We start from the raw sequence: 26,121 nt of genomic DNA, 5'->3' as shown, positions 1-26,121 counted from the left end.
GAGTTCAACAATGTTCGGCATAATTATATCTGTCATCGTATTAATTACGATGGGCTATTTGATCCTGAAAAACTACAAACCTCAGGTGGTGCTGGCTGCCGCAGGTATCTTCCTGATGATGTGCGGTGTCTGGTTAGGGTTCGGTGGTGTGCTCGATCCCGCCAAAAGCAGCGGCTACTTGATCGTCGATATTTATAATGAAATCCTGCGCATGCTGTCCAACCGCATTGCCGGATTGGGGCTGTCGATTATGGCAGTGGGCGGTTATGCCCGCTATATGGAGCGCATAGGGGCAAGTCGCGCGATGGTGAGCTTGTTAAGCCGCCCGTTAAAACTCATTCGCTCGCCGTATATTATTCTGTCGGCAACTTACGTCATCGGCCAAATCATGGCGCAGTTTATTACCAGCGCCTCCGGTCTGGGTATGTTGCTGATGGTCACCTTATTTCCGACGCTGGTGAGTCTGGGAGTAAGTCGCCTCTCTGCGGTGGCGGTTATCGCAACCACGATGTCCATTGAGTGGGGGATTCTGGAAACGAACTCCATTTTTGCTGCCCAGGTAGCGGGAATGAAAATTGCCACTTACTTCTTCCACTACCAGCTTCCGGTCGCCTCTTGTGTCATTATCTCGGTGGCGATCTCCCACTTTTTCGTGCAACGCGCTTTCGACAAAAAAGATAAAAATATCAATCACGAACAGGCAGAGCAAAAAGCTCTCGATAATGTCCCGCCGCTCTATTACGCCATTTTACCGGTGATGCCGTTAATCCTGATGCTCGGCTCGCTGTTCCTTGCCCACGTCGGGCTGATGCAGTCAGAACTGCATCTGGTGGTGGTGATGTTACTGAGTTTGACGGTGACGATGTTTGTTGAGTTCTTCCGCAAGCATAACTTGCGCGAAACAATGGACGATGTGCAGGCGTTTTTTGACGGCATGGGTACGCAGTTTGCCAACGTGGTAACGCTGGTGGTCGCGGGTGAAATATTTGCGAAAGGCTTAACGACGATTGGCACTGTCGATGCGGTTATCAGGGGTGCGGAGCATTCTGGCCTGGGCGGTATTGGCGTGATGATTATTATGGCGCTGGTCATTGCCATTTGTGCCATTGTGATGGGCTCAGGCAATGCGCCGTTTATGTCATTTGCCAGTCTTATTCCGAATATCGCAGCCGGACTACATGTACCAGCGGTTGTAATGATTATGCCGATGCATTTTGCCACGACGCTAGCGCGCGCTGTTTCGCCGATTACTGCGGTGGTGGTCGTTACGTCAGGAATTGCAGGCGTTTCGCCTTTTGCGGTAGTGAAGCGGACAGCGATCCCCATGGCAGTCGGTTTCGTGGTGAATATGATTGCCACAATCACGCTATTTTATTAAGTCATTAAAAAGACAAAACAGGCCGCCAGGGCCTGTTTTAGTATTACTTCACAACGCGTAATGCTGGTCGACCACCACGTGGTGGCTGCGGTGGTTCATCGTCAGGATGAGTGTCATCATCGTGATCTGGCTTGTCGCCATCAATAACCGACATAACGGTTTCGTTGTCTGCCGATGCCTCTTCATCATTCATGATGCTGGCATCTTCATCGTAGGCAGCTTCAGGTTCAAACATCGTGCCTGCGCCATTTTCACGGGCGTAGATAGCCAGCACGGCAGCCAGCGGCACAGAAACCTGACGCGGAATGCCACCAAAGCGCGCGTTAAAGCGCACCTCATCATTCGCCAGTTCCAGATTGCCGACAGCTCGCGGCGCAATGTTGAGTACGATTTGCCCGTCACGCGCATATTCCATAGGAACCTGCACGCCAGGGAGCGTCACATCCACCACCAGGTGCGGCGTGAGCTGGTTATCCAGCAACCACTCATAGAATGCACGCAGCAGATAGGGACGACGTGGTGTTAGCTGTGACAAATCCATACAGATTAACTCCGGCCCAGACGCATTTCACGTTCAGCTTCAGTTAAAGAAGCAAGGAAAGAGTCACGCTCAAAGACGCGGGTCATATAGCCTTTCAGCTCTTTCGCACCCGGGCCGCTGAACTCGATGCCCAGTTGCGGCAAACGCCACAGCAGCGGAGCAAGGTAGCAATCGACCAGGCTGAACTCATCGCTCAGGAAGTACGGCTTCTGACCGAAGACCGGCGCAATCGCCAGCAGTTCTTCGCGCAGTTGCTTACGTGCGGCATCTGCTTCAGAAGCTGAACCGTTGATGATGGTGTTCATCAGCGTGTACCAATCTTTTTCGATGCGATGCATGTACAGACGGCTTTCACCGCGAGCTACCGGGTAAACAGGCATCAGTGGCGGATGCGGGAAACGCTCATCCAGATATTCCATAATGATGCGAGATTCCCACAGGGTCAGCTCACGATCCACCAGGGTCGGAACGCTCTGATTCGGGTTGAGGTCAATCAGATCCTGAGGCGGATTGTCCTTTTCCACGTGTTCGATCTCGAAACTTACACCTTTCTCAGCCAGCACAATGCGGACCTGATGGCTATAGATGTCAGTAGGACCGGAAAACAGCGTCATTACCGAACGTTTGTTGGCAGCGACAGCCATGAAAACCTCCAGGTATAGTCAGAATTTTTACTGCTACCAGCCACCAGGTGGCCAGTCAGAAGTTGTGTTACCCAGTAAGGAACGACTCTCTTTGTTCGAAAATCAAACAAAAAATGAGCAATACCCGACATTTGGGCAGAAAATTGGATGATAGTTTACCAGATTTTGCGACCTTTGTGGTGAGTCGATGCCGGAAATGGGGAAAAAGAGATGCGCTTTAGTCTGAAATAGTTGACTTAGTCCCTTATTGGCGATGTGGTTTTTGTTTTACCTGTCTGTCAGACGGCAGCAAAAAGCAACTTTCCATTTTTTACGCTGATTCAGAATTTAGCCATAAAAAAACCCGCCGAAGCGGGTTTTTTCGCAAATTGTTTTCTGCCGGAGCAGAAGCCAATTAACGTTTGGAGAACTGCGGACGACGACGTGCTTTACGCAGACCGACTTTCTTACGTTCAACCTGACGAGCGTCACGAGTAACGAAGCCAGCTTTACGCAGTTCAGAACGCAGGGACTCGTCGTATTCCATCAGAGCGCGGGTGATACCGTGACGGATCGCACCAGCCTGACCAGAGATACCACCACCTTTAACGGTGATGTACAGGTCCAGTTTCTCAACCATGTCGACCAGTTCCAGCGGCTGACGAACTACCATGCGGGCAGTTTCACGACCGAAGTACTGTTCCAGAGAACGTTGGTTGATTACGATTTTACCGTTGCCCGGTTTGATGAAAACGCGAGCTGCGGAACTTTTGCGGCGACCAGTGCCGTAGTATTGATTTTCAGCCATTGCCTATAATCCCGATTAGATGTCAAGAACTTGCGGTTGCTGTGCCGCGTGGTTGTGCTCGTTACCCGCGTAAACTTTCAGTTTACGGAACATAGCACGACCCAGCGGGCCTTTTGGCAACATGCCTTTAACCGCGATTTCAATCACACGCTCAGGACGGCGAGCAATCATCTCTTCAAAGGTCGCTTGTTTGATACCACCGATGTGGCCGGTGTGGTGATAGTACACTTTGTCAGTACGCTTGTTGCCGGTTACAGCAACTTTGTCAGCGTTCAGAACGATGATGTAATCACCGGTATCTACGTGCGGAGTGTATTCCGCTTTGTGCTTACCGCGCAGGCGACGAGCCAGTTCAGTAGCCAGACGGCCCAGAGTTTTACCGGTCGCGTCAACAACATACCAGTCGCGTTTTACGGTTTCTGGTTTAGCTGTAAAAGTTTTCATTAAAAGCTTACCCAATAAATAGTTACACGTTGGTGAACACCCAAACGTCTTCAATTGTTGAGGTTCACACGACAAAGTCCGGCAAACCTACCCCTTCGAATAGCCTATGCCAGCACACAAAAAGTTTTGGGAAAAAAACTTTCTTGTAACGTGGGGTCGCAGGATTATAGAGAAGTCGGGGTCAAAGATCGACCCCTTTTTGTGATTTGTGGCAGGTTTTAACCCGCTAAATGCTCGCGCTTCAAATACTCTTCGCTTTGCATCTCTTGCAGACGTGACAGGCAACGCTGGAACTCAAACTTCAGCCGCTCGCCCTGATAAATGTCATATAGCGGCACTTCTGCACTCACCACTAATTTGACATGGCGCTCGTAAAACTCATCCACCAGCGCAATAAAGCGCCGCGCTTCGCTCTCCATCAACCGCGTCATGACCGGCACATCAAACAACATGACCGTGTGAAAGAGGCGTGAGAGCGCAATATAGTCATGCTGACTGCGGGCATCAACGCACAGCGTAGTAAAAGAGACCGCCAGCGTCTGGTTCTCGACGCCCATTGTCGCCAACGGTCGATGGTTGATTTCTAACGTCGGTGAATTTTCTCGTTTCGCCCCCGCCAGCGCCAACCATAGTTTATCCATTTGCGCCCGGGTTTCATCGTTGAGGGGTGAAAGCCACAGATGCGCCTGAGTAAGCGTACGCAGTCGATAGTCAACACCAGCGTCCACGTTCATTACATCACAATGCTGTTTAATGGCATCGATTGCAGGCAAAAAACACGCACGTTGTAGGCCATTTCGATAAAGTTCGTCCGGCGGAATATTTGACGTCGCTACCAGGGTAATACCGCGGGCGAACAGGGCTTTCATCAGACCGCCAAGTAGCATGGCATCGGTAATATCAGAAACAAAAAATTCGTCAAAACAGAGCACGTCAGTTTCTGCTTTAAAGCGATCGGCAATAATTTCCAGCGGATCGGTCTGCCCCTGCAAAGCAGTTAGCTCTTCATGTACCCGCAGCATAAAACGGTGAAAGTGCAGACGCTGTTTCCGCTCTCCCGGCAGGCTTTGATAGAAAAGGTCCATCAGCCAGGTTTTCCCGCGTCCTACCCCGCCCCACATATATAAGCCACGCACTGGCGTATGCTTTGTGTCTTCACGTTTACCCCACAGCTTACCAACCCGTGCCATTAGCCCACTCGTCCTGGGGGCTGGAGGCGTGCTATTGATGAGTTCCTGATAAATAATTTCCAGGCGGCTGACGGCCTCTTTTTGAACGTCGTCGGGTTGATGGCTGCCTTCATTGAGCGCCTTCAGGTATTGCGATGTTGGGGTAACGCTTTGCATGATCTTATTGTTATTCCTTGAATAATCGGTGCGCCGTTGTTCACGGTTGACGAAAAAAAGGCCGTTCTACACTACGCGATATGCAGTCGGGATTCCACTTCTGTGGAATTAACGGTTATAGTGGCATAATCAGCCGCAGGCATGGAGCCTGAAGCCAACACCCTACGGAAACAAAAGACAACGGGAGATGTTCATGACCTGGGAATATGCGCTAATTGGGTTAGTCGTCGGCATCATTATTGGTGCTGTGGCCATGCGTTTTGGTAATCGTAAACTACGCCAGCAACAGGCGTTGCAGTACGAACTGGAAAAGAATAAAGCTGAACTGGACGAGTATCGCGAAGAGCTGGTTAGCCACTTTGCCCGCAGCGCGGAATTACTGGATACCATGGCGCACGACTATCGCCAGCTGTATCAACACATGGCGAAAAGCTCCAGCAGCCTGCTGCCGGAACTGTCTGCTGAAGCAAACCCGTTCCGTAATCGTCTGGCAGAGTCTGAAGCCAGCAACGATCAGGCACCGGTGCAGATGCCTCGCGACTATTCTGAAGGCGCGTCCGGCCTGCTGCGTACTGGCGCGAAGCGCGACTAATTTATTTTTCGGGCGCAGCCATTGCGCCCTCCTCTTCTTTCCCTCCCCGACTATCATTTAATCTGGTGTCTCATTGTTAGCCGTCTGAAAATTCAATAACATCAAACTGTTTTGAATCTCTTTTCTTATCATTCAGGTACGAGAGCAGGAATAATGAAAAAACAAACCCAGCTGTTGAGTGCATTAGCGTTAAGTGTCGGGTTAACTCTCTCGGCGTCATTTCAGGCCGTTGCGTCGATTCCAGGCCAGGTTGCCGATCAGGCCCCTCTCCCCAGTCTGGCCCCAATGCTGGAAAAAGTGCTTCCGGCAGTGGTGAGCGTACGGGTGGAAGGAACGGCCAGTCAGGGACAGAAAATCCCGGAAGAATTCAAAAAGTTTTTTGGTGATGATTTACCGGATCAACCGGCACAACCCTTCGAAGGTTTAGGCTCCGGTGTCATCATCAACGCCAGTAAAGGCTATGTGCTGACTAACAACCATGTGATTAATCAGGCACAGAAAATCAGTATTCAGCTCAATGATGGGCGCGAGTTTGATGCAAAACTGATTGGTAGCGATGACCAGAGCGATATCGCCCTGTTGCAAATTCAAAACCCGAGCAAATTAACGCAAATCGCTATTGCCGACTCCGATAAATTGCGCGTCGGTGATTTTGCCGTGGCGGTCGGTAACCCATTTGGCCTTGGGCAAACCGCCACCTCTGGCATTGTTTCCGCATTAGGCCGCAGTGGGTTGAATCTTGAAGGTCTGGAAAACTTTATCCAGACAGATGCTTCCATTAACCGCGGTAACTCCGGCGGTGCACTGTTAAACCTTAACGGTGAGTTAATTGGCATCAACACGGCAATCCTTGCGCCTGGCGGCGGGAGCGTCGGGATTGGATTTGCCATCCCCAGTAATATGGCGCGAACACTGGCGCAGCAGCTTATCGACTTTGGTGAAATCAAACGCGGTCTGTTAGGCATCAAAGGCACAGAGATGAGTGCCGATATCGCCAAAGCCTTCAACCTTGACGTGCAGCGTGGCGCGTTTGTCAGCGAAGTGTTGCCAGGTTCTGGCTCGGCAAAAGCGGGCATCAAAGCGGGCGATATTATTACCAGCCTCAACGGCAAACCGCTGAATAGCTTTGCTGAGTTGCGCTCTCGTATCGCAACCACCGAGCCGGGCACGAAAGTGAAGCTAGGCCTGCTGCGTAACGGCAAACCACTGGAAGTAGAAGTGACGCTCGATACCAGCACCTCTTCGTCGGCCAGCGCTGAAATGATCACGCCAGCGCTGGAAGGTGCAACGTTGAGCGATGGTCAGCTAAAAGATGGCGGCAAAGGTATTAAGATCGATGAGGTTGTCAAAGGAAGCCCAGCTGCTCAGGCAGGCTTGCAAAAAGACGATGTGATCATTGGCGTCAACCGCGATCGGGTGAACTCGATTGCTGAAATGCGTAAAGTGCTGGCGGCAAAACCGGCCATCATCGCCCTGCAAATTGTACGCGGCAATGAAAGCATCTATCTGCTGATGCGTTAATGTCGTAAACCGGGCATCAGGCTGACGTGTGATGTCCGGTTAACTCGTGGTATGCTGCTGCCGTTCCCTTTTTTAATGACGCCTCCATCATGTTTGTGAAGCTCTTACGTTCCGTTGCGATTGGATTAATTGTCGGCGCTATTCTGCTGGTTGCCATGCCTTCGCTGCGCAGCCTTAACCCGCTTTCCACTCCGCAATTTGACAGTACCGATGAGACGCCTGCCAGCTATAATCTGGCGGTTCGCCGCGCCGCGCCAGCGGTGGTTAACGTTTACAACCGTGGTTTGAACACCAACTCTCACAACCAGCTTGAGATCCGCACCCTGGGATCCGGTGTAATCATGGATCAACGCGGTTATATCATCACCAATAAACACGTCATCAACGACGCCGATCAGATCATCGTCGCCTTACAGGATGGACGTGTATTTGAAGCATTACTGGTGGGATCTGACTCTCTAACCGATCTGGCGGTACTTAAAATTAATGCCACTGGCGGTTTACCTACCATTCCAATCAATGCACGTCGCGTACCGCACATTGGTGACGTGGTACTGGCGATCGGTAACCCGTACAACCTCGGGCAGACCATTACCCAGGGGATTATTAGTGCCACGGGTCGAATTGGTCTGAACCCGACCGGGCGGCAAAACTTCCTGCAAACCGATGCTTCCATTAACCACGGTAACTCTGGCGGCGCGCTGGTGAACTCGCTGGGCGAACTGATGGGCATTAACACGCTGTCGTTTGATAAGAGTAACGATGGCGAAACGCCGGAAGGTATCGGCTTTGCGATTCCTTTCCAGTTGGCAACCAAAATTATGGATAAGCTGATCCGCGATGGTCGCGTGATCCGCGGCTACATTGGTATCGGCGGACGTGAGATCGCACCACTGCACGCGCAAGGCGGTGGTATAGATCAACTGCAAGGGATCGTGGTTAATGAAGTGTCACCTGACGGCCCGGCGGCGAATGCGGGTATTCAGGTCAATGATTTGATTATTTCGGTGGATAACAAACCGGCCATCTCTGCTCTGGAGACGATGGATCAGGTGGCGGAAATTCGCCCTGGCTCGGTGATCCCGGTTGTAGTGATGCGTGATGATAAGCAGTTAACGCTGCAGGTCACCATTCAGGAATATCCGGCAACCAATTAAGTCGTGCGCTCAAAACAAAAAACCGGAGTCTGTGCTCCGGTTTTTTATTATCCGCTAATCAATTACTTATTAACGAACTCTTCGCCCAGGGCGATATCTTTCTTCAGCGTATCCAGCATACCTTCCAGCGCGTTCTGTTCAAATGCGCTCAGGGTGCCGATAAATTTACGCTCTTCCACGCCGTTTTTACCCAGCAGCAGCGGTTGAGAGAAGAAACGTGCGTACTGACCGTCGCCTTCAACGTAGGCACATTCGACAACGCCTTGTTCGCCCTGCAGTGCGCGAACCAGAGACAGACCAAAACGTGCAGCTGCCTGGCCCATAGACAGGGTTGCAGACCCGCCACCGGCTTTCGCTTCAACCACCTCAGTACCCGCGTTCTGGATACGTTTGGTCAGATCAGCCACTTCCTGCTCGGTAAAGCTAACGCCAGGAACCTGTGACAGCAGCGGCAGAATGGTAACACCAGAGTGACCGCCAATAACCGGCACTTCAACTTCGCCTGGCTGTTTGCCTTTCAGTTCCGCAACAAAGGTGTTGGAACGAATGATATCCAGTGTTGTAACGCCGAACAGTTTATTTTTGTCATAAACACCGGCTTTTTTCAGCACTTCAGCAGCAATCGCAACTGTGGTGTTAACCGGGTTAGTGATAATACCAATGCACGCTTTTGGGCAGGTTTTCGCAACTTGCTGTACCAGATTTTTCACGATGCCGGCGTTAACGTTAAACAGGTCGGAACGATCCATACCCGGTTTACGCGCTACACCTGCAGAGATAAGAACGACATCTGCGCCTTCCAGCGCCGGAGTCGCATCTTCACCAGAAAAACCTTTGATTTTCACAGCAGTAGGGATATGGCTCAGATCGACAGCCACACCGGGAGTCACTGGAGCGATATCATACAGAGAGAGTTCTGAACCTGAAGGCAGTTGGGTTTTTAACAGTAGTGCAAGCGCCTGGCCAATACCGCCAGCAGCGCCGAGGACTGCGACTTTCATCCTAAACTCCTTATTATATTGATAAACTAAGATATGTTGCTCCGCTGCCGCGACCTTAATCCACAAAATTGCCGTTTACAATGACCACATCTCAAGAATGTGTAGTCACGCAAGTTTAGCGTTTATGCATTTAATTGCCGTAATCAGGAACCTAACTTACGTAATTAACAGTCGCTTATGCATTAGCGCAACATTCCAACAGGTGGTGACAATATACCCTACCGTTCAGCCAAAACAACATCAATTTGATAACAATTAATTTACTTTTAAGCAGAATTTGCATGCCGTGATGCAGGCATGTTTCTCAATAACGAAATTTGATAAAATCCCGCTCTTTCATAACATTATTTCAGCCTTCTTCAGGGCTGACTGTTTGCATAAAAATTCATCTGTATGCACAATAATGTTGTATCAACCACCATATCGGGTGACTTATGCGAAGCTCGGCTAAGCAAGAAGAACTAGTTAAAGCATTTAAAGCATTACTTAAAGAAGAGAAATTTAGCTCCCAGGGCGAAATCGTCGCCGCGTTGCAGGAGCAAGGCTTTGACAATATTAATCAGTCTAAAGTCTCGCGGATGTTGACCAAGTTTGGTGCTGTACGTACACGCAATGCCAAAATGGAAATGGTTTACTGCCTGCCAGCTGAACTGGGTGTACCAACCACCTCCAGTCCATTGAAAAATCTGGTGCTGGATATCGACTACAACGATGCAGTTGTCGTGATTCATACCAGCCCTGGCGCGGCGCAGTTAATTGCTCGCCTGCTGGACTCACTGGGCAAAGCAGAAGGTATTCTGGGCACCATCGCTGGCGATGACACCATCTTTACCACCCCTGCTAACGGTTTCACCGTCAAAGACCTGTACGAAGCGATTTTAGAGCTGTTCGACCAGGAGCTTTAATCTCTGCCCCGTCGCTTCTGGCGGCGGGGAAAATGTTGCTTTTCCCTCTCCCCCCCCTGCTTTCTCCTGCGATTAATTTAACGAATAGTGCGTTTTACCGCGACATATCATTCACATAATGAATACATGAGTTAAAAAAAGCACATTATGCAAAATTCATTATCTAATTGAAAAAAATAGAATTAATAATAAATAATCGTGTTTTTAATTCTTTTTTGTTATTAAAACTCACATTTTTAACACTTAGCATCAACTGAAACAGTTAGCGTGGTATTAATTAGTTCAATAATTAGTGTATACTTGATTTTGTGATATGGGTCACGAAACAAAGGCCCAGCTAAAAGATTATGTCGAGGTAAAAATCATGAAAATCAAAACCACTGTTGCTGCATTAAGCGTACTTTCTGTTCTCTCTTTCGGTGCATTCGCTGCCGACTCCATTGATGCTGCACAAGCACAAAATCGTGAAGCAATCGGGACCGTATCCGTAAGTGGTGTGGCGTCTTCGCCAATGGATATGCGTGAAATGCTGAACAAAAAAGCGGAAGAGAAAGGCGCAACGGCCTACCAGATTACTGAAGCTCGTAGCGGTGACACCTGGCACGCTACTGCTGAACTGTACAAATAAACCCTCATCGTCTTGTCCGACGATATTGCCCCCGGTTCGGGGGCTTTTTTTTGCGCTAATGACGAACATTAAAACGCAAATGCCCTTCCAGCTCTTCCTCTGCCTCATCAAACAGCAATATTAACGCGCCAAAACGGCGACGCGTTTTCTCTCCCAGATGAACAAATTCAATCTCAAGTGGTAGCGGCAGGACATCGTTCATTAACACATCCCATAGTGAGTCGAGATCGCGTACCTTATCTTTCGCCAGACCAAAGGCTTGGCTGAAGTCGCGATAAAAATCCTCCTGACTCTCAATCTCATCAAAATCAAAGGTATAAATATTCATCTGTTGCCACCGTCACGTTTCGCGGCGAGTTCTGCCGTTCATCGCTAAGTATAGCCATGAAAAAACCGACGCTTTTGGCGTCGGTTTTGACTTAACTATCGGTCAACGCATGTTGATACTTATGGAGCATCCCCGCCAGCCGATGAACCGGTTCCGTCACCTGCGGTGGCGCTTGCCAGATGCGTAGCTTTTCCTGATAGATTTCAAGTTCTTCCAGCAACTGGCCAAAGTACCGACGACGTTTATCATCGCTACGGGCAGATATCACATGGTCTGCTGTGCGGCGCATTTGTCGGTGAAACGCCGATAAATCCTCGTTAACCGGGATCGGCGCATCACGCAGGCGCTGGTGCGCGATAATCATCGTCAGCGCCAGGCGAAATTTCGGCAAATCCCCTGGGAACTTATTCATCAGCAAAAACAGCTGCTGATAAAGTGCCGGGAGGTGGTTCTCTTTACGACGTGCCACATTGGTAGTCATCGCGGAAACAGCAGCAGAAACGAACTGATTAAGCAGTACACGTCCAGTCCTGTCGCGCGATTTATCCCGCACCAGCAAAATAACGGTGAACGCGAGCACACAGCCGACGATTTGCCCTAATGCGCTGTCGAGAAACTGACTGAAATGGAAAGTCATCGGGTTATCCAGCACGATAATATTTATGGTGCTGGCCAGCGCCCCCATCGAGCCCAATCGCCGTTTCTGTACTTCTATACCGAGGAAGAATCCCAGCACTGCCAGGCTAATACACAGCAGCAACATGCTCTGTTGAGTATTAGGGATAATCACCAAAAAGTAGAGCAGCCCTAACGGCAGCGCGGCCAGCGTCCCGTAGATAAAGTCGATCGCCACCATGCGTGGATTTGGCAAACGCATTGCCAGTGACGTCACTACCGCAATCATCACCATTGCACCACTGCCGGAAGTCCAGCCCGTCCACAGCCAGAAAAGCGTCCCCAGAATGCAGGAAAGAGTGGTTCGCCAGAAGTTAACCATCGCATGATGACGTTCGGCTGACTCTACTTTGACTTCCGGTTCGCCTTGCAGGATCTCTTCTTCGGTGGCGTTGATTTTTGTGTTACTGATAACGCCGCGCTTGAGAAGCTGATAACGCGTTGCCGCCGCGACCCAGCTATAAATGGTGACAGGCGTTTCCCGTTCCCCGGTCCAGGCGATAACTCTCCGCAGGCGTTTGAGTTGCTTGTGGACGTCCTGCGCGGTTTCTACCGGCGTGTCAAAAAATTCGCGGAAAGTATCAGTGATCAATTCCGGGCGCGTATTCTGAATAAGATAAGTTTCGCAGGATTGTGTAATCAGCGTCAGCGATAGCGTATTGATCGCTTTTAAACGTCGATTGGCCCGCGCCCAGCGGGAAGATTCCATATTCAGGTTGCTGCGCATACCTTGTAACGCCGTGGTGCGTCGCACCAGATCGCCCCAGGCTTTATCGACAACTTCACCATCGCCATGCTTAATACAGAGTTGCATTAATTGATATTGCGCGACCAGCAAACTTTCCAGCTCTCGATCCACTTCTTGTTTGATCGATCGCGGAGAAAAGAGCAAATCCGCCATAATCGCACACACAATACCGATAACGATCTCGCTACAACGTTCGACGGCAAACTGCGGCGTAAGCAATGGTTCCGGCTGAATGGTGATCACAATGATCAGCGCGGTATAACCGGCCAGCCCCCACGCATACGAGTTTTCTATTCGTACCAGCGAGGATATCCAGGTACAAAAACCGGCCCAGATACAGCACACCAGAATCATCAATAATGGTGCGCGGATCATCGCAATGATGATCACCAGTCCGGCAATACAGCCAATAAATGTGCCGATGATGCGCAAAAAGCCACGATAGCGAATAGCGCCAGAATACGGTTCACCTCCCGCAGCAAAGGCCGGACCGGCGGCAACAATCGCCGCTGTCAGTACTGCCCAGCGTGGCGTTTCCAGCTGGAAGTGAAAGCCAACAAACAGCGCCAGTACAATGGCGGTCGCCAGTTTTACCGCAAAGCGAATATGTTGGTTAGCAATGGAGAAAATACCCATCGTGATTAACCAAACTCACGCAGGCGATGGGCCATTTTACGGAAGAACGAATCCTGGCTTTCGTCGCGATCTTGTTTGCCAGTGACCACCACTGTAGCAGTGGTGCCCGCAGGCCAGATGTTCTCTTGCTGGTTGTCGAGACGAATACGAACCGGAACACGTTGCGCCAAACGCACCCATTCAAGGTTAGAGTCGATGGTCGCCATCCCTTTGTCGTCACGCGTGCTGCTGGCGTTGGTGACCCCTGCGGCAACACTATCAACAGTCCCTTTTAGCACTTTGTTACTGCCAAGCGGCGTGATCTCTGCACGATACCCAGGGCGCACCCCTTCCAGCTTAGTTTCTTCCATATAGGCCAGTACATAGAAGGAGTTCTGTTTCACCAGCGCAACCGCCGTTGATCCACGGGTAATAAACTCACCGGTATAGACGTTGAGGTTGGTCACCCAGCCATCTGCTGGCGCGCGGATCACCGTGCGTTCAAGATCCAGTTTTGCCAGATCGCGGGTCGCCTGCGCTTTCGCTAACTGATGCAGAACTGTTTGTAGTACGTTGTTGGCCTGGTCGATCTCTTCGCGGGACATCGCCTGCACACCGAGACGGTTACGACGTCCTGCCTCCTGGCGTTTCTCCTGTGCCAGTACCTGATAATAAGCAACATCGGCTTGCGCTTCCTCAAGCGCCTTTTGATAGCGCGGCTGGTCGATGGTGAACAGTACCTGTCCTTTTTTCACCAGCTGGTTATCATGAACATTCACCTGGGTGATAAGTCCAGAAACGTCCGGCGCGATCGCAACGACGTCAGCGCTAAAGCGCGCGTCACGCGTCCACGGGGATTCGGTGTAATAGACCCAGGCATTAAAAATTGCGATGAAGGCCAGAATGACTAATACGACCGTGATGGCCGTACGGGAGAATTTTCTTATTAGTGTTTTCACTTCAACCTCAAACGAACAGTCGCGATATCAAATAAAACAAGCAGCAATAGAGCGCGGTGTTGAACAACGCCGGATGCCAGACAAAGTCGTAGATACCTGTTGGCACAAGTACCCGGCGCACCAGCCAGAAAATCGCCAGTGATAAAAGCAATTCGAAAAATATCGGTGGGAAGGACAGCCCAAACACCACGATAACGGGAAACAGACTCATGTTGACCTTGGTTGTATAGAGAGAGCAGGCGTTATTATTTTCAGCATCTGTCGCCGCAGAGAAGGGCATGGAAAGCCGGGCGAGAGCAACATTGCTGTAGATTGATATTTAATATATTAGCGTAACTGTTATGCTGTTATCTATATTATGTGATCTAAATCACTTTTAAGTCAGAGTGAATAATGGAACGACTAAAACGCATGTCGGTGTTTGCCAAAGTAGTTGAATTTGGCTCTTTTACCGCCGCCGCCAGACAACTACAGATGAGCGTTTCGTCCATCAGTCAGACGGTGTCAAAACTGGAAGATGAGTTACAGGTAAAGCTGTTAAACCGTAGTACACGCAGCATTGGCCTGACTGAAGCCGGCAGAATTTACTACCAGGGCTGCCGTCGGATGCTCCATGAAGTGCAGGATGTTCATGAGCAACTGTATGCCTTCAATAACACCCCCATCGGGACGCTGCGCATTGGCTGTTCTTCAACTATGGCACAAAATGTTCTCGCCGGGCTGACAGCAAAAATGCTGAAAGAATACCCAGGTTTGAGCGTCAATCTGGTTACCGGAATTCCTGCCCCCGACCTGATTGCCGATGGTCTGGATGTGGTGATCCGCGTCGGCGCGTTGCAGGATTCCAGCCTGTTTTCCCGCCGTCTGGGCGCGATGCCGATGGTGGTGTGCGCCGCGAAAAGCTATCTCACACAATACGGCATACCGGAAAAACCCGCCGATTTGAGTAGTCATTCATGGCTTGAATACAGCGTGCGGCCCGACAATGAATTTGAACTGATCGCACCGGAAGGGATCTCGACTCGCCTGATCCCACAAGGAAGATTTGTGACTAATGATCCGATGACGCTGGTGCGCTGGCTGACGGCGGGTGCCGGGATCGCCTACGTGCCGCTGATGTGGGTGATCAACGAGATCAATCGTGGGGAGCTGGAGATCCTGCTGCCGCGTTATCAGTCAGATCCACGCCCGGTTTATGCGTTATATACCGAAAAAGATAAGCTGCCGCTGAAGGTACAAGTCGTGATCAACTCGCTAACGGATTATTTTGTTGAGGTCGGTAAATTGTTTCAGGAGATGCACGGGCGCGGGAAAGAGAAGTAATTAATATTGTACTGTTACGTTGTACAAACCTGTGCCAACGGGTTCCCCTAACCTTCTCCACAGAGGGGCAAGGGGACCGTTCATGCACGTGGAAGGATTAATTATCCTTCTGAACATACTGAAATTATTACGCGGTACCGCCAACAGTCAGATTATCAACTTTCAGCGTTGGCTGGCCCACGCCAACCGGCAAACTTTGCCCTTCTTTACCGCAGACACCCACACCGTTATCCAGTTTCAGGTCGTTGCCAACCATCGAAATCTGCTGCATGGTTTCGATACCGGAACCAATCAACGTTGCGCCTTTCACCGGCTTCGTTACTTTACCGTTTTCAATCAGATACGCTTCTGAAGTGGAGAAAACGAATTTGCCGGATGTAATATCCACCTGACCGCCACCAAAGTTCGGTGCATAGATACCGTACTCAACGGATTCAATAATTTCTTGCGGGGTCGATTTACCCGGCAGCATATAGGTGTTAGTCATACGCGGCATCGGCAGATGAGCGTAGGATTCACGGCGACCGTTGCCAGTCGGCGTCATCCCCATCAAACGCGCGTTGAGTTTATCCTGCATGTAGCCTTTCAGGATGCCATTCTCAATCAGCACGTTGTACTGACCTGGCGTACCTTCGTCATCAATCGCCACCGAACCACGGCGATCGACCATCGTGCCGTCATCAACCACGGTACACAGTTCAGAAGCCACCAGCTCCCCGACCTGTCCACTAAATACTGAAGTGCCACGGCGGTTGAAGTCGCCTTCCAGACCGTGCCCCACCGCTTCATGCAACAGCACGCCCGGCCAACCTGCGCCAAGTACTACCGGCATGGTGCCTGCTGGTGCGGCGACGGCAGAAAGATTGACCAGCGCCATACGCACTGCTTCTTTTGCCCATGCATCCGCACGGACTTCACCGTCAAGATCGGCAAGGAAGAACTCATAACCAAAACGACCGCCGCCGCCACTGGCACCGCGTTCGCGTTTGCCATCTTCTTCGACCAGAACGCTCACGGAAAGACGCACCAGCGGACGGACATCCGCCGCTAGCGTGCCGTCGGTGGCCGCAACCAGAATTAATTCATAGACACCGCTGAGGCTGGCAGTCACTTCCTGTACGCGCTTGTCCGCTTCGCGGGCAACCTTATCGACTCGACGCAGGATATCCAGCTTCTCTTCACGGCTCATGCTTTGCAACGGATCTACCGAGGTATACAACGGGCTATGCTCTACCGCGCCCAGCGTCTGTACTTTGCCATCACCACTATCACGGACGATGGTGCGCGCCGCTTGCGCACTTTGTTCCAGCGCCAGCAGGCTGATTTGGTCTGCGTAAGCAAATCCGGTTTTTTCACCGCTGATTGCACGTACGCCAACGCCCTGATCGATGTTGTAAGAACCATCTTTAATAATGCGGTCTTCTAAAACCCAGGATTCGTGATAGCTCGACTGAAAATAGAGATCGCCATAATCAAGGCGACGTTCGGCCAGTTGACCGAGGATCGCGAACAAGTCCTGATGTTTCAGGCCGTTCGTCGCTAGCAATTGTTCACTTACCAGGTTCAGACTCATCGTTTTTGCTACTCGTTAGTTACTGCAGTAGAGGATTTTTTACGGCTGCCGGATGCGGCGTGAACGCCCTATCCGGCCTACGGTTATGTTCTGGCTCGTTGGCCTTTGGCAACGATTATCATATGAGATTGGGGCAATTACGCGCCCTCGTCAAATCATTGCGCTTTTTCTTTACGCGGTTGGCGCAACACTTCGTTGATTTGCGGATCGTCCAGCGGACCCGAAATGTGATAGCGCAAAATGGAGACTTTGCTCCACAGCGGCCCCAGCACTTTACTGGCGGCAAATACTGCCGCGCCAACAATGGGGTTAACCGCAAAAGCCGCAGCCACGCCCACCGTCGCAGAAATCTCTGGTGCGACAACCGCTTCCATATTCAGGTCGCGACGTACCAGATTTACCGACCCTTTCATGGCGATATCCGCCTCCAGGCCATCCACCAACGTGTCGTCGGTGTGCATAACGCCGTCTTTAATCCACGCGGTGCTGCGAATGGAGTCAAAATAGAACCCTTCGCCAAAAGTGTCTCTGAAATCAAAACGCAGCTTACGCATCAGGGCATCTACGCTCAATAAGCGCAGCAATTGCCCGGCATGTCCGGTATTGATTTCGGTAATTTCGCCTTTACCCAGTTGAGTATGAATGATGCCATTCAACGTCGCCTCATCTGGCTGCCACGGTGCTTTGCGCCAGTGTAAATCGTAATCCACATTAAATGACGACTGGCGTATGGGCGTCGTGACACCAAAAAATTCTGCGGCGGCATCAATTTTCTGCCCGCGCAGTTTTCCTTTCAGCGAGGTACGTTCATTCCCCGGATTGTTAATCCATTCACCATCGGCAGTGAGCCGCGAAAAACCAGTATCAATCAGTCCATTAGTAAGCGTTAATGTATTGCCAGAAATGGTGATATCACTGTCAATGCGCCCGAATTTTTGCCCCCAGAACCAGCACTCTGCGCATCGTATTTGGGCGTCCGGCCAGCCACGGAAGTTAATGCGTTCCGTTGTCGGGAAAGGTGATGACTGTGTTGAATCACCACGAGTTTTCGCCACGCTCGGGTTGTAATAAAGATATTTGATATTCGCCAGCCACGGCGCGTTATTACGCATCGCCAGCGTGGCGTTGATTTCACGCCCTTGCGCCTCAACCTGGGTGCCATTTGCCGTCGGTTGCGAAACAATACTCAGGTTATTCCATTGCTGATTTCCCAGCGACAACATAGGCGTACGTAACGTTATGTGTTGTGGGAAACTCGCTGCACCACCGACACTCTCCGCCGCACCTTTCTGAAACAGGGCCAGCCACTCGGCACCATTCATCGGCGGCATATTGAGTTCAACGCCACTTTGTTCCGGCAACGGCGGGAGCGTTTTACTGTCTGCCGCCCAAATAGCACGGTCGAGCGTGAGCTTTTGACCGAGCAACCAGCGGCTATTGAAATGATTATCCGCACCAGCCTGTCCGGTTAATTCAAAGCTGTTGAGATTGCCATCAACCTTAACGTTTACCGCTAGTGGTTCACCCGCAGGTTTGGCTAACGGTGAAGGTAAGTGACTGCTCACATTCTTTAGATCGCCGTTCAGCTCTACGTTATAGGTCGCACCAGCATGATAAGGCAGATCAATGCCCACTTTACCATCCCACGCCACGCTGCCACTCAATGCTTCGTTCACCGCTTCAGGCAGAACGCCGGTTTTCGCCGGTTGCCAGTTACCGTTGAGGTTTACCGCTACCTGGTAGGCTTTTGCCCCTTCTTTGGTGGAAAAATCCACGTTCAACGGCTGATTAAACCAGCTTGCTGTCAGCGGTTCACTTTGCAGATCGCCATTGATAAAGCTGAATTTACCGCTCAAATTTTTCAGGGTGCTGTCGAGTGGTTTGATAAACAGACTGTTATTACGCAGCGTCACTTCACCTTTCGCGGTTACCAGCTCGCCGTTCAGCGGGATATCAAGATGTAAGCGAGCATTCACATCGCCATCGAGCTGGAGTTCTTGCAGGGTCGCACCCAGAGAATCTTTCAGCGGTGTCTCATCAAAGTAAGGGCCAACGGCTTTACCCGGACCTTTAATGTCAGCGTCAATCAGCAGTTTTTCTTTCGAGTAGTCAGGGATCACTGCGGTGAGATTACTCGCGCGCACGCCGCCCAGATTAACGCCATCGGTTTTCATCCATAAACCGTCGTTAATAAAGTCCAGTTCAATATCAAGGTTAGTTAATGCAGGCCAGTCCGGCTGGAAGGCAAACTTCGCGTTGCGCAGCGGCACCAGCACTTCAAACTGACCTTCGTTGTGTTTATAGGGGAAGAGTTGCGGATTGCCACCATAAACCAGCGTCGCGTTATCCGCTTCACCGCCCTGAATCGCGCCACTTAAGTAATCAACCAGGTCTTTACCCATCAAGTTTTCCGGGAAATAGCGCCAGGCTTGTGAACCATCATCGGTACTGATGCCAGCCAGAATACCCAGCCAGGGTTCATCGTTAGCAGGTTGCAGGTAACGAAAACCGCCGCGCGCATGGACGGCTTTGGCTTTAACGTCAATATTACGCCCATCCAGCTGGAAACCTTTGTCATTGTTCAGCCAGCTTATAGTTGCCTGGCCGTCGGCGATTTCCAGTGGCGCACGGAATACCGTTTCGTAAGGCATCTTTGCCTGCTTCATCGACGCGGTAAGCAAACCATTTTCAACGCTGCCGGAAAGCGTCCCGGAGAAGTGTTCCGCACCCGGTAATAATTTCCATTGCTTCCAGGCCAGATCGCTCCACGATGCCTGAAAACGGGTCTTGTCTGCCGCCTGAAGCGGGATATCCAGCGCCAGCGTGTTAATCTTGCCGCTCGGTTGTGTGGAGCGCCAAACATCACCCAGTGCAGGTGAAAGTTTCGCGGCCAGCGGGCGTATGCCCTCCAGGCCTGCCAGCTCCAGATTACTGGCGCGAATCCGGAGTTCGTCACTGCGTTTATTGTCTTTGCCGCCAACGTCCTGTTCCGGTATCCAGGCCAGCGTCAATGCTCCGCTCGGCCAGGGTTTGCCGTCCATCGTGATCCGTGTATCGGGAATAGAGAACTGCCATCCCGGATTTTCACGCGTAATATGCGCGGTCAGATTATCCACCGACAGCGTATGCGTTTCCTTCTCGCCCAACCAGCTGGCACCGCCCTGTTTCAGCCAGACGTCGCCACCGGTTACATCGCCTTTATCGATCGTCATCCAGCCTTCAAGGGAGAACTGCGCCGTTTCCAGCGCAATATTGTCCTGCATCCATTTACCGAGCCACGGCTTCAGGTCGATGTCATCCGCCTGGAGCCAGACGCGACCATTGCTTAACAACCCCTCATCATCACGCAAATCCATGCGCACCTGCATCACGCCGTGCTGTCCGGTAAGGCTGGAGAGGCTTACCAGGCCTTCTGCACGGTGTCGACGTGGATCGTTCAGCCAGGTGAGTTGTGGGATCGCCAGCTCGGCGCGCTGACCGGATGGCGTCAGGAAACTGACTTCACTGTCGCGGAGATCAAAATGGTCGAACTGACGAAGAAACAGATCGCTGATGTGACTGGCTTCCAGGCTATCATTACCACCACCGCTGGTGATAGGAGTGTTGGTGCGAAAGCGCAGCTGCCAGAAAGTGAGATCACGAAATTGCCAGCGCATATGTAACAGGCTTTGCCAGACATCCAGCGCCAGAGTAACGCGTTTAACCGAAAATTCGCCGCCATCTTTTAGTTCTGCACGGATGTCGTGCGCTTCAAGCGTCGGGCCAAAATTCTGCCAGCTGGCTGAGAGCTGACTGGCTTCTACCGGCATGCCAGTCGCGGATTCTATTTTGTTGAGGATTTCCGGACGCCAGGCGTCAAGATGCGGTAAAGCAATACGCAGGCCGCTAACCAGCAGGGCAGCGATCACAACGAGCGCGGCTCCAGTAAGCAGTAAAATCCCCGGCAATCGCCTCACCCGTCACTCCTTGTCTGCTAAAAATGTGACTCAAAAACCCTTTGCCGGATGGCGGCCCAGCATCTGTTTACATCATTACGACGTCAAACTGCTCCTGGTTATAGAGCGGTTCAATTTGTACTTTAACCTGTTTGCCAACGAAAATTTCCACTTCCGCCAGCGAGTGTGACTCTTCGCCTTTCAAGGCTTCGGCTACTGCCGGAGAAGCATAGACCAGGAAACGGTCGGAATCGTAAGCATGGTGTACACGAACAATCTCGCGCATGATTTCATAGCATACCGTTTCCACGGTTTTCACCGTTCCGCGACCGTGGCAGGTTGGGCATTCGTTACATAGTACGTGCTCAATGCTTTCGCGGGTGCGTTTACGCGTCATCTCCACCAGCCCCAGCGCCGAAAAACCATTAACGCTGGTTTTCACCCGGTCTTTGCTCAACGCCTGCTCCAGCGAATGCAACACGCGGCGACGGTGATCTTCATTATTCATGTCGATGAAATCAATAATGATAATCCCGCCCAGATTGCGCAACCGTAACTGGCGAGCGATAGCCTGCGTCGCTTCAATATTGGTATTGAAAATGGTGTCGTCCAGATTGCGATGACCGACAAACGCTCCGGTATTGATGTCCACGGTGGTCATCGCTTCGGTCTGGTCGATAATCAGATAACCACCGGATTTCAGTTCAACTTTGCGTTCCAGCGCTCGCTGGATTTCGTTTTCGACATCAAAGAGATCGAAAATCGGTTGGCGTCCGGTGTAATGCTCCAGCTTGCTGGTCATCTCGGGAATGTACTCCGAGGTAAACTCCAGCAATGCTTCGTAAGTCAGGCGTGAGTCAACGCGAATGCGATCCAGTTCGGCGTCGGCGAAATCACGCAGAACACGCTGCGCCAGCGCCAGTTCGCCGTACAGCTGATAACGAGTCTGCGGGCGCTTTTTACGCTCCATCACTTTGGTCCAGACGCGTTTCAGATAAGCGGCATCGGAGGCCAGTTCAGCCTCGCCAACCCCTTCCGCTGCGGTACGGATGATAAACCCGCCCTGCTCGTCGCAATACTCTGCGACCACTTTTTTCAGGCGTTCACGTTCTGATTCGCTTTCAATACGTTGGGAAACCCCAACGTGAGAAGCCCCTGGCATAAACACCAGATAGCGAGAAGGCAGCGTGATATCGGTAGTCAGGCGCGCACCTTTAGTGCCAAGCGGATCTTTCACCACCTGCACCATCAGATCTTGCCCCTGACGGACCAGTTCCGAGATGTCGCGCACCGTGAATTGCTTTTGTTCTTCACCCGCCACACATTCAGTGTGCGGCATGATATCGGATGCATGAAGAAACGCGGCTTTATCCAGCCCAATATCTACAAAAGCCGCCTGCATACCCGGAAGTACACGACTTACACGACCCTTGTAGATATTGCCTACTATTCCGCGTCGCGCCTCACGTTCAATATGAATTTCCTGCAGAATACCGCCATCAATATACGCCACTCGCGTTTCCGAAGGCGTTACGTTTACCAACAATTCAGCCGTCATGTTTATCCCTTTTCTCACGCAGTGCGTTAAAATTACTTAATAATTCATACGTTTCAACCAGCGGTAAGCCGACTACGGCGTGATAGCTGCCATTTATCTTCCTGACAAAACAGCCACCCAGCCCCTGAATACCGTATGCACCTGCTTTATCTAACGGTTCACCGCTGGCGACATAGCCCGCGATGTCTTCGTCTGTTAACGTTCTGAAAGTCACATCGGTGACCACCAGGCAATCGAGAATGTGCTGACTGTCGGCCAACGCCACTGCCGTCATCACCTGATGGGTCTGCCCCGATAATTTGCGCAACATCTGCGCCGCATGTTCTGCGTCGCGCGGTTTCTCCAGCACTTCTCCATTCAGGATAACGATAGTATCCGCACCCAGCACCGGGAGATCCTGCGCCGTGTGCGTGACACCCGCCTGTGCTTTCTCGCGCGCCAGACGCACAACATATTGCTGCGCGCTCTCCTGCGGCTGACGCTGCTCCTCAATGCCCGTAACAATACGTTCAAAGGTCACGCCAAGTTGCGCAAGTAACTCCTGACGACGCGGAGAACCGGAAGCTAAATACAGAGAAGTCATAGAAACCTTTATTGCACTGCAAACTGCTGACGGACTTTACGCATCAGCAAGAAAATCCACGGCCAGAGCACTCCATTGACTACACTACTCCAGAACACTTCCGGTCTGAAAGAGACGTTAATCACTAAAAACTCTGCCCAGAAAACAATAATATCCACCACCAGCGAAAGCAACATGACGACCAGCGCCTGCTGCCATAATGCGAGGTTGCGGAAAAGCTGATATTTCAGCGCCACCAGGTAAGCAATGATGCTCATCGCCAATACGCGTACGCCAAGTGTCGAGCCGCTGATCAGATCCAGTATGGCACCCATCACAAAACCTGTGCCCACATTTACGCGATGAGGCAAGGCCAGGATCCAATACAACAAGATGAGTAACACCCAGTTTGGCCGGAAAACAATCAGGTTATCCGGCCAGGGCATGATTTGCAGCAACAGCGCAATGAGGAAAGAGAGCCAGATTACCCAGCGTCCCTGGCTACGATAGCTCGCCACTATTGCCCTCCCGGCGCACGCGCAGGCGGTTGAGCACCACTTTGCGGCGGCGTAGCCCTTTGTGGAGAGCGATTAGCAGCGGGCTGTGTCGGCGCAGCAGGCGCAGTAGCTGTATTTCCTGTCGCCGGTTGCTGCGGAGTCGGCTGAGCGATCCCCGTTGCCGGTTCAGGTAACTTTGGCCCCATCGCGTCTGGCGAAGGCAATACCTGCGGCATCATCTGCATCAGACGTTCATTAGCAACACGATGCACCTCTTCCGGCGTCATCGGGTTAGCGCCGTTACGATCCGCGCCCCACAGCAGCAGCAGATAACGCAAACGTTGCAGCCCTGCAGTCGGACGCGCCTGAATCACAGTATAAGCGCGCTGGGTATCGAGTTTTACGGAAGAGACAACCGCGACCGGATAGCCTTCCGGGAAACGACCGCCCAGACCGGAAGTCACCAGCACATCACCAACACGAATATCCGTATTCGCTGGCAGATGCTCAAGCTGCAAATCATCCGTACAACCGTTACCGGCTGCAATCACGCGGATATCGTTGCGCAGCACCTGGATTGGCAGCGCGTGGGTCGCATCACAAATCAGCAGCACGCGACTGGTCAGTTTAGCGACGGCCACCACCTGACCAACAACACCTTTGTCGCTGATGACCGGCTGGCCTTCATAAACGCCATTAACGCTACCTTTATCGATAACAACTTGATCGCTATAAGGATCGTTAACCGTGGAGATAACCTGAGTCACCATTTTCTGCTCATCCTGACGCAGCGGGGAACCCAGCAGTTCGCGCAGACGCGCGTTCTCCTGTTTGTATTGTCCAAGCATCAGCAGTTCACTGTTTTTCAGCAACAGTTCCTGACGTAACGCCCGGTTTTCAAGTTCTAGTTGGTCACGCGAGGCCAGCGTCTGCGATACGCCATCCAGCAATTCACGAGGAGCATTGGAAACAAAGTAGAAAGGACTGACGGCGGTATCCATATAAGTACGGATTTGACTGAACGTCCCCAGGCGGCTGTCGGCAATAATAATGCCGAGCGCCACCAGCACCGCCAGAATAAGGCGAATCTGTAGCGACGGGCCACGGCTAAAAATTGGCTTCATAAGTTATGCGTATTCTCGTATCAGACCAGGCAGGGTAAACAGACATTTCCCCTGCCTGCATCCGATTACTCTTCGCTGAACAGGTCGCCGCCGTGCATGTCGATCATTTCCAGCGCTTTGCCGCCACCGCGCGCCACACAGGTCAGCGGGTCTTCAGCAACAACGACTGGAATGCCGGTTTCTTCCATTAACAAACGGTCAAGGTTACGCAGCAGTGCGCCACCACCGGTGAGCACCATGCCGCGCTCGGAGATGTCGGAAGCCAGTTCCGGCGGGCACTGTTCCAGTGCAACCATTACCGCGCTCACAATACCGGTCAGCGGTTCCTGCAGTGCTTCGAGGATTTCGTTGGAGTTCAGGGTAAAACCGCGTGGAACACCTTCTGCCAGGTTACGGCCACGAACTTCGATTTCACGGACTTCATCGCCCGGATAAGCCGAACCGATTTCGTGCTTGATACGTTCTGCGGTGGCTTCACCGATCAGAGAACCGTAATTACGACGCACATAGTTGATGATAGCTTCGTCGAAACGGTCACCACCAATGCGCACGGAAGAGGAGTAAACCACGCCGTTCAAGGAGATAACAGCAACTTCAGTGGTACCACCACCGATATCAACCACCATAGAACCGGTCGCTTCAGAAACCGGCAGGCCAGCACCAATTGCGGCAGCCATCGGTTCTTCAATCAGGAAGACTTCACGGGCACCAGCGCCCTGCGCGGATTCACGAATTGCGCGGCGTTCAACCTGGGTCGCGCCAACCGGCACACAAACCAGAACGCGCGGGCTTGGACGCATAAAGCTGTTGCTGTGCACTTGTTTGATGAAGTGCTGGAGCATTTTTTCAGTCACGAAGAAGTCGGCGATAACGCCGTCTTTCATTGGGCGAATGGCAGCAATATTGCCCGGCGTACGGCCCAGCATCTGCTTCGCGTCATGACCTACTGCAGCTACGCTTTTCGGTGAACCGGCACGATCCTGACGAATGGCCACCACGGAAGGCTCATTCAATACGATGCCTTGTCCTTTTACATAAATGAGGGTATTCGCAGTACCCAGGTCAATGGACAAGTCATTGGAAAACATGCCACGAAATTTTTTCAACATACTAAGGGATAATCCTGAAAGCTGGGGCGGAAAAGAAAATCCGCTTACTTTACCAACCACACGCAGCAGCGACAAGGCGCAAAAATCATCTGCTACGGTGAAAATTAGTGCAGTTCGTTTCCTTTGTTACAAATCTCTGCCTGAGTCCAGAAAGGCTTAATGCATCAGCAG

Annotated in this window: 24 protein-coding genes; 7 read left to right on the top strand and 17 right to left on the bottom strand. The window is 51.6% G+C overall.

Translation table 11 applies throughout. From position 1 onward, the window contains the following. Window positions 1-10 precede the first annotated feature (10 nt). The gene (dcuC, locus tag ACJHX3_RS02565; RefSeq protein ID WP_000466989.1) at window positions 11-1,378 is read left to right on the top strand and encodes an anaerobic C4-dicarboxylate transporter DcuC; all 1,368 of its coding nucleotides are present in this window, start codon (window positions 11-13) and stop codon (window positions 1,376-1,378) included. Between the two features lie 43 nt (window positions 1,379-1,421). Here dcuC and sspB read toward each other — a convergent pair whose 3' ends face one another. The 5 genes from sspB to zapE all read right to left on the bottom strand — a co-directional run bounded on the left by sspB (window position 1,422) and on the right by zapE (window position 5,140). Beyond that, window positions 1,422-1,919 carry a ClpXP protease specificity-enhancing factor gene (gene sspB, locus ACJHX3_RS02560; RefSeq protein ID WP_000366126.1) on the bottom strand — a complete coding sequence of 166 codons (498 nt, stop codon included), beginning with the start codon at window positions 1,917-1,919 and terminating at the stop codon, window positions 1,422-1,424. A gap of 5 nt (window positions 1,920-1,924) precedes the next feature. After that, window positions 1,925-2,563, bottom strand: coding sequence for a stringent starvation protein SspA (sspA, locus tag ACJHX3_RS02555; RefSeq protein WP_000257293.1), 639 nt, complete (start codon window positions 2,561-2,563; stop codon window positions 1,925-1,927). A gap of 394 nt (window positions 2,564-2,957) precedes the next feature. Then, the gene (gene rpsI, locus ACJHX3_RS02550; protein WP_000829818.1) at window positions 2,958-3,350 is read right to left on the bottom strand and encodes a 30S ribosomal protein S9; all 393 of its coding nucleotides are present in this window, start codon (window positions 3,348-3,350) and stop codon (window positions 2,958-2,960) included. A 15-nt stretch (window positions 3,351-3,365) separates the two neighbouring features. Next, window positions 3,366-3,794 carry a 50S ribosomal protein L13 gene (gene rplM, locus ACJHX3_RS02545; protein WP_000847559.1) on the bottom strand — a complete coding sequence of 143 codons (429 nt, stop codon included), beginning with the start codon at window positions 3,792-3,794 and terminating at the stop codon, window positions 3,366-3,368. Window positions 3,795-4,012: 218 nt separating this feature from the next. After that, window positions 4,013-5,140 (bottom strand): cell division protein ZapE, encoded by a 1,128-nt coding sequence (zapE, locus tag ACJHX3_RS02540; protein WP_001192328.1) that lies wholly within the window; start codon window positions 5,138-5,140, stop codon window positions 4,013-4,015. A gap of 193 nt (window positions 5,141-5,333) precedes the next feature. Between zapE and zapG the strand changes: the two genes are divergently transcribed. From zapG to degS, 3 genes are all read left to right on the top strand, one after another. After that, entirely contained in the window at window positions 5,334-5,732 is a 399-nt protein-coding gene (gene zapG, locus ACJHX3_RS02535) for a Z-ring associated protein ZapG (RefSeq protein WP_001295270.1), read from the top strand. Between the two features lie 153 nt (window positions 5,733-5,885). Next, complete coding sequence (gene degQ, locus ACJHX3_RS02530; RefSeq protein ID WP_001316675.1) at window positions 5,886-7,253, top strand: serine endoprotease DegQ; 1,368 nt, start codon at window positions 5,886-5,888, stop codon at window positions 7,251-7,253. 89 nt (window positions 7,254-7,342) lie between these two features. Next, the gene (degS, locus tag ACJHX3_RS02525) at window positions 7,343-8,410 is read left to right on the top strand and encodes an outer membrane-stress sensor serine endopeptidase DegS (protein WP_000497723.1); all 1,068 of its coding nucleotides are present in this window, start codon (window positions 7,343-7,345) and stop codon (window positions 8,408-8,410) included. A gap of 62 nt (window positions 8,411-8,472) precedes the next feature. Here the strand turns inward: degS and mdh are convergent, their stop codons facing one another. Further along, the gene (gene mdh / locus ACJHX3_RS02520) at window positions 8,473-9,411 is read right to left on the bottom strand and encodes a malate dehydrogenase (protein ID WP_001469265.1); all 939 of its coding nucleotides are present in this window, start codon (window positions 9,409-9,411) and stop codon (window positions 8,473-8,475) included. A 434-nt stretch (window positions 9,412-9,845) separates the two neighbouring features. Here mdh and argR point away from each other — a divergent pair, with 434 nt between their 5' ends. Both argR and yhcN read left to right on the top strand, forming a co-directional pair. After that, complete coding sequence (gene argR / locus ACJHX3_RS02515) at window positions 9,846-10,316, top strand: transcriptional regulator ArgR (protein ID WP_001257846.1); 471 nt, start codon at window positions 9,846-9,848, stop codon at window positions 10,314-10,316. A gap of 364 nt (window positions 10,317-10,680) precedes the next feature. Next, window positions 10,681-10,944: a peroxide/acid stress response protein YhcN gene (yhcN, locus tag ACJHX3_RS02510; RefSeq protein ID WP_000695690.1), complete on the top strand. Its 264-nt coding sequence runs from the start codon at window positions 10,681-10,683 to the stop codon at window positions 10,942-10,944. Between the two features lie 55 nt (window positions 10,945-10,999). On the opposite strand, the gene ACJHX3_RS02505 is transcribed toward yhcN, so the two are convergent. The 4 genes from ACJHX3_RS02505 to aaeX all read right to left on the bottom strand — a co-directional run bounded on the left by ACJHX3_RS02505 (window position 11,000) and on the right by aaeX (window position 14,480). Further along, window positions 11,000-11,272, bottom strand: a complete 273-nt coding sequence (locus tag ACJHX3_RS02505) for a barstar family protein (protein ID WP_001029005.1) — start codon at window positions 11,270-11,272, stop codon at window positions 11,000-11,002. A 91-nt stretch (window positions 11,273-11,363) separates the two neighbouring features. Next, window positions 11,364-13,331, bottom strand: a complete 1,968-nt coding sequence (gene aaeB, locus ACJHX3_RS02500) for a p-hydroxybenzoic acid efflux pump subunit AaeB (RefSeq protein ID WP_000510962.1) — start codon at window positions 13,329-13,331, stop codon at window positions 11,364-11,366. A gap of 5 nt (window positions 13,332-13,336) precedes the next feature. Continuing rightward, window positions 13,337-14,269: a p-hydroxybenzoic acid efflux pump subunit AaeA gene (aaeA, locus tag ACJHX3_RS02495; RefSeq protein WP_000854033.1), complete on the bottom strand. Its 933-nt coding sequence runs from the start codon at window positions 14,267-14,269 to the stop codon at window positions 13,337-13,339. Window positions 14,270-14,276: 7 nt separating this feature from the next. Further along, a complete protein-coding gene (aaeX, locus tag ACJHX3_RS02490) occupies window positions 14,277-14,480 on the bottom strand; it encodes a p-hydroxybenzoic acid efflux pump operon protein AaeX (protein WP_000051841.1) in 204 nt (67 codons plus the stop codon). A 182-nt stretch (window positions 14,481-14,662) separates the two neighbouring features. On the opposite strand from aaeX, the gene aaeR reads away from it, so the two are divergent. Then, window positions 14,663-15,592 (top strand): HTH-type transcriptional activator AaeR, encoded by a 930-nt coding sequence (gene aaeR, locus ACJHX3_RS02485; RefSeq protein ID WP_000440317.1) that lies wholly within the window; start codon window positions 14,663-14,665, stop codon window positions 15,590-15,592. 127 nt (window positions 15,593-15,719) lie between these two features. Here aaeR and tldD read toward each other — a convergent pair whose 3' ends face one another. From tldD to mreB, 7 genes are all read right to left on the bottom strand, one after another. After that, window positions 15,720-17,165: a metalloprotease TldD gene (gene tldD, locus ACJHX3_RS02480; RefSeq protein WP_024044662.1), complete on the bottom strand. Its 1,446-nt coding sequence runs from the start codon at window positions 17,163-17,165 to the stop codon at window positions 15,720-15,722. 155 nt (window positions 17,166-17,320) lie between these two features. Then, window positions 17,321-21,121 carry an AsmA2 domain-containing protein YhdP gene (gene yhdP, locus ACJHX3_RS02475; protein ID WP_001253531.1) on the bottom strand — a complete coding sequence of 1,267 codons (3,801 nt, stop codon included), beginning with the start codon at window positions 21,119-21,121 and terminating at the stop codon, window positions 17,321-17,323. A 67-nt stretch (window positions 21,122-21,188) separates the two neighbouring features. Next, window positions 21,189-22,658: a ribonuclease G gene (rng, locus tag ACJHX3_RS02470; RefSeq protein ID WP_000123197.1), complete on the bottom strand. Its 1,470-nt coding sequence runs from the start codon at window positions 22,656-22,658 to the stop codon at window positions 21,189-21,191. After that, window positions 22,648-23,241, bottom strand: coding sequence for a nucleoside triphosphate pyrophosphatase YhdE (yhdE, locus tag ACJHX3_RS02465; protein WP_000203103.1), 594 nt, complete (start codon window positions 23,239-23,241; stop codon window positions 22,648-22,650). Before yhdE ends, rng begins: the two co-directional genes overlap by 11 nt. Window positions 23,242-23,249: 8 nt before the next feature. Further along, window positions 23,250-23,738, bottom strand: a complete 489-nt coding sequence (mreD, locus tag ACJHX3_RS02460) for a rod shape-determining protein MreD (RefSeq protein WP_000179409.1) — start codon at window positions 23,736-23,738, stop codon at window positions 23,250-23,252. After that, complete coding sequence (mreC, locus tag ACJHX3_RS02455; protein ID WP_094321973.1) at window positions 23,738-24,841, bottom strand: rod shape-determining protein MreC; 1,104 nt, start codon at window positions 24,839-24,841, stop codon at window positions 23,738-23,740. Before mreC ends, mreD begins: the two co-directional genes overlap by 1 nt. Window positions 24,842-24,906: 65 nt before the next feature. Next, window positions 24,907-25,950: a rod shape-determining protein MreB gene (gene mreB / locus ACJHX3_RS02450; protein ID WP_000913396.1), complete on the bottom strand. Its 1,044-nt coding sequence runs from the start codon at window positions 25,948-25,950 to the stop codon at window positions 24,907-24,909. Between the last annotated feature and the right edge of the window lie 171 nt (window positions 25,951-26,121).

It is taken from the genome of Escherichia sp. WS1265 (genome assembly GCF_046487585.1).
GTDB classification, from domain to species: Bacteria; Pseudomonadota; Gammaproteobacteria; order Enterobacterales; family Enterobacteriaceae; genus Escherichia; species Escherichia coli.
Note: the sequence above shows the minus strand (reverse complement) of the source record. Positions and strands in the feature narration are given on the sequence as shown.

What these genes read in the sequence shown, in the direction of transcription:
- dcuC (WP_000466989.1), top strand. Translation starts at nt 11, where the DNA reads ATGTTCGGCATAATTATATCTGTCATCGTATTAATTACGATGGGCTAT.
- sspB (WP_000366126.1), bottom strand. Translation starts at nt 1,919, where the DNA reads ATGGATTTGTCACAGCTAACACCACGTCGTCCCTATCTGCTGCGTGCA.
- sspA (WP_000257293.1), bottom strand. Translation starts at nt 2,563, where the DNA reads ATGGCTGTCGCTGCCAACAAACGTTCGGTAATGACGCTGTTTTCCGGT.
- rpsI (WP_000829818.1), bottom strand. Translation starts at nt 3,350, where the DNA reads ATGGCTGAAAATCAATACTACGGCACTGGTCGCCGCAAAAGTTCCGCA.
- rplM (WP_000847559.1), bottom strand. Translation starts at nt 3,794, where the DNA reads ATGAAAACTTTTACAGCTAAACCAGAAACCGTAAAACGCGACTGGTAT.
- zapE (WP_001192328.1), bottom strand. Translation starts at nt 5,140, where the DNA reads ATGCAAAGCGTTACCCCAACATCGCAATACCTGAAGGCGCTCAATGAA.
- zapG (WP_001295270.1), top strand. Translation starts at nt 5,334, where the DNA reads ATGACCTGGGAATATGCGCTAATTGGGTTAGTCGTCGGCATCATTATT.
- degQ (WP_001316675.1), top strand. Translation starts at nt 5,886, where the DNA reads ATGAAAAAACAAACCCAGCTGTTGAGTGCATTAGCGTTAAGTGTCGGG.
- degS (WP_000497723.1), top strand. Translation starts at nt 7,343, where the DNA reads ATGTTTGTGAAGCTCTTACGTTCCGTTGCGATTGGATTAATTGTCGGC.
- mdh (WP_001469265.1), bottom strand. Translation starts at nt 9,411, where the DNA reads ATGAAAGTCGCAGTCCTCGGCGCTGCTGGCGGTATTGGCCAGGCGCTT.
- argR (WP_001257846.1), top strand. Translation starts at nt 9,846, where the DNA reads ATGCGAAGCTCGGCTAAGCAAGAAGAACTAGTTAAAGCATTTAAAGCA.
- yhcN (WP_000695690.1), top strand. Translation starts at nt 10,681, where the DNA reads ATGAAAATCAAAACCACTGTTGCTGCATTAAGCGTACTTTCTGTTCTC.
- ACJHX3_RS02505 (WP_001029005.1), bottom strand. Translation starts at nt 11,272, where the DNA reads ATGAATATTTATACCTTTGATTTTGATGAGATTGAGAGTCAGGAGGAT.
- aaeB (WP_000510962.1), bottom strand. Translation starts at nt 13,331, where the DNA reads ATGGGTATTTTCTCCATTGCTAACCAACATATTCGCTTTGCGGTAAAA.
- aaeX (WP_000051841.1), bottom strand. Translation starts at nt 14,480, where the DNA reads ATGAGTCTGTTTCCCGTTATCGTGGTGTTTGGGCTGTCCTTCCCACCG.
- aaeR (WP_000440317.1), top strand. Translation starts at nt 14,663, where the DNA reads ATGGAACGACTAAAACGCATGTCGGTGTTTGCCAAAGTAGTTGAATTT.
- tldD (WP_024044662.1), bottom strand. Translation starts at nt 17,165, where the DNA reads ATGAGTCTGAACCTGGTAAGTGAACAATTGCTAGCGACGAACGGCCTG.
- rng (WP_000123197.1), bottom strand. Translation starts at nt 22,658, where the DNA reads ATGACGGCTGAATTGTTGGTAAACGTAACGCCTTCGGAAACGCGAGTG.
- yhdE (WP_000203103.1), bottom strand. Translation starts at nt 23,241, where the DNA reads ATGACTTCTCTGTATTTAGCTTCCGGTTCTCCGCGTCGTCAGGAGTTA.
- mreC (WP_094321973.1), bottom strand. Translation starts at nt 24,841, where the DNA reads ATGAAGCCAATTTTTAGCCGTGGCCCGTCGCTACAGATTCGCCTTATT.
- mreB (WP_000913396.1), bottom strand. Translation starts at nt 25,950, where the DNA reads ATGTTGAAAAAATTTCGTGGCATGTTTTCCAATGACTTGTCCATTGAC.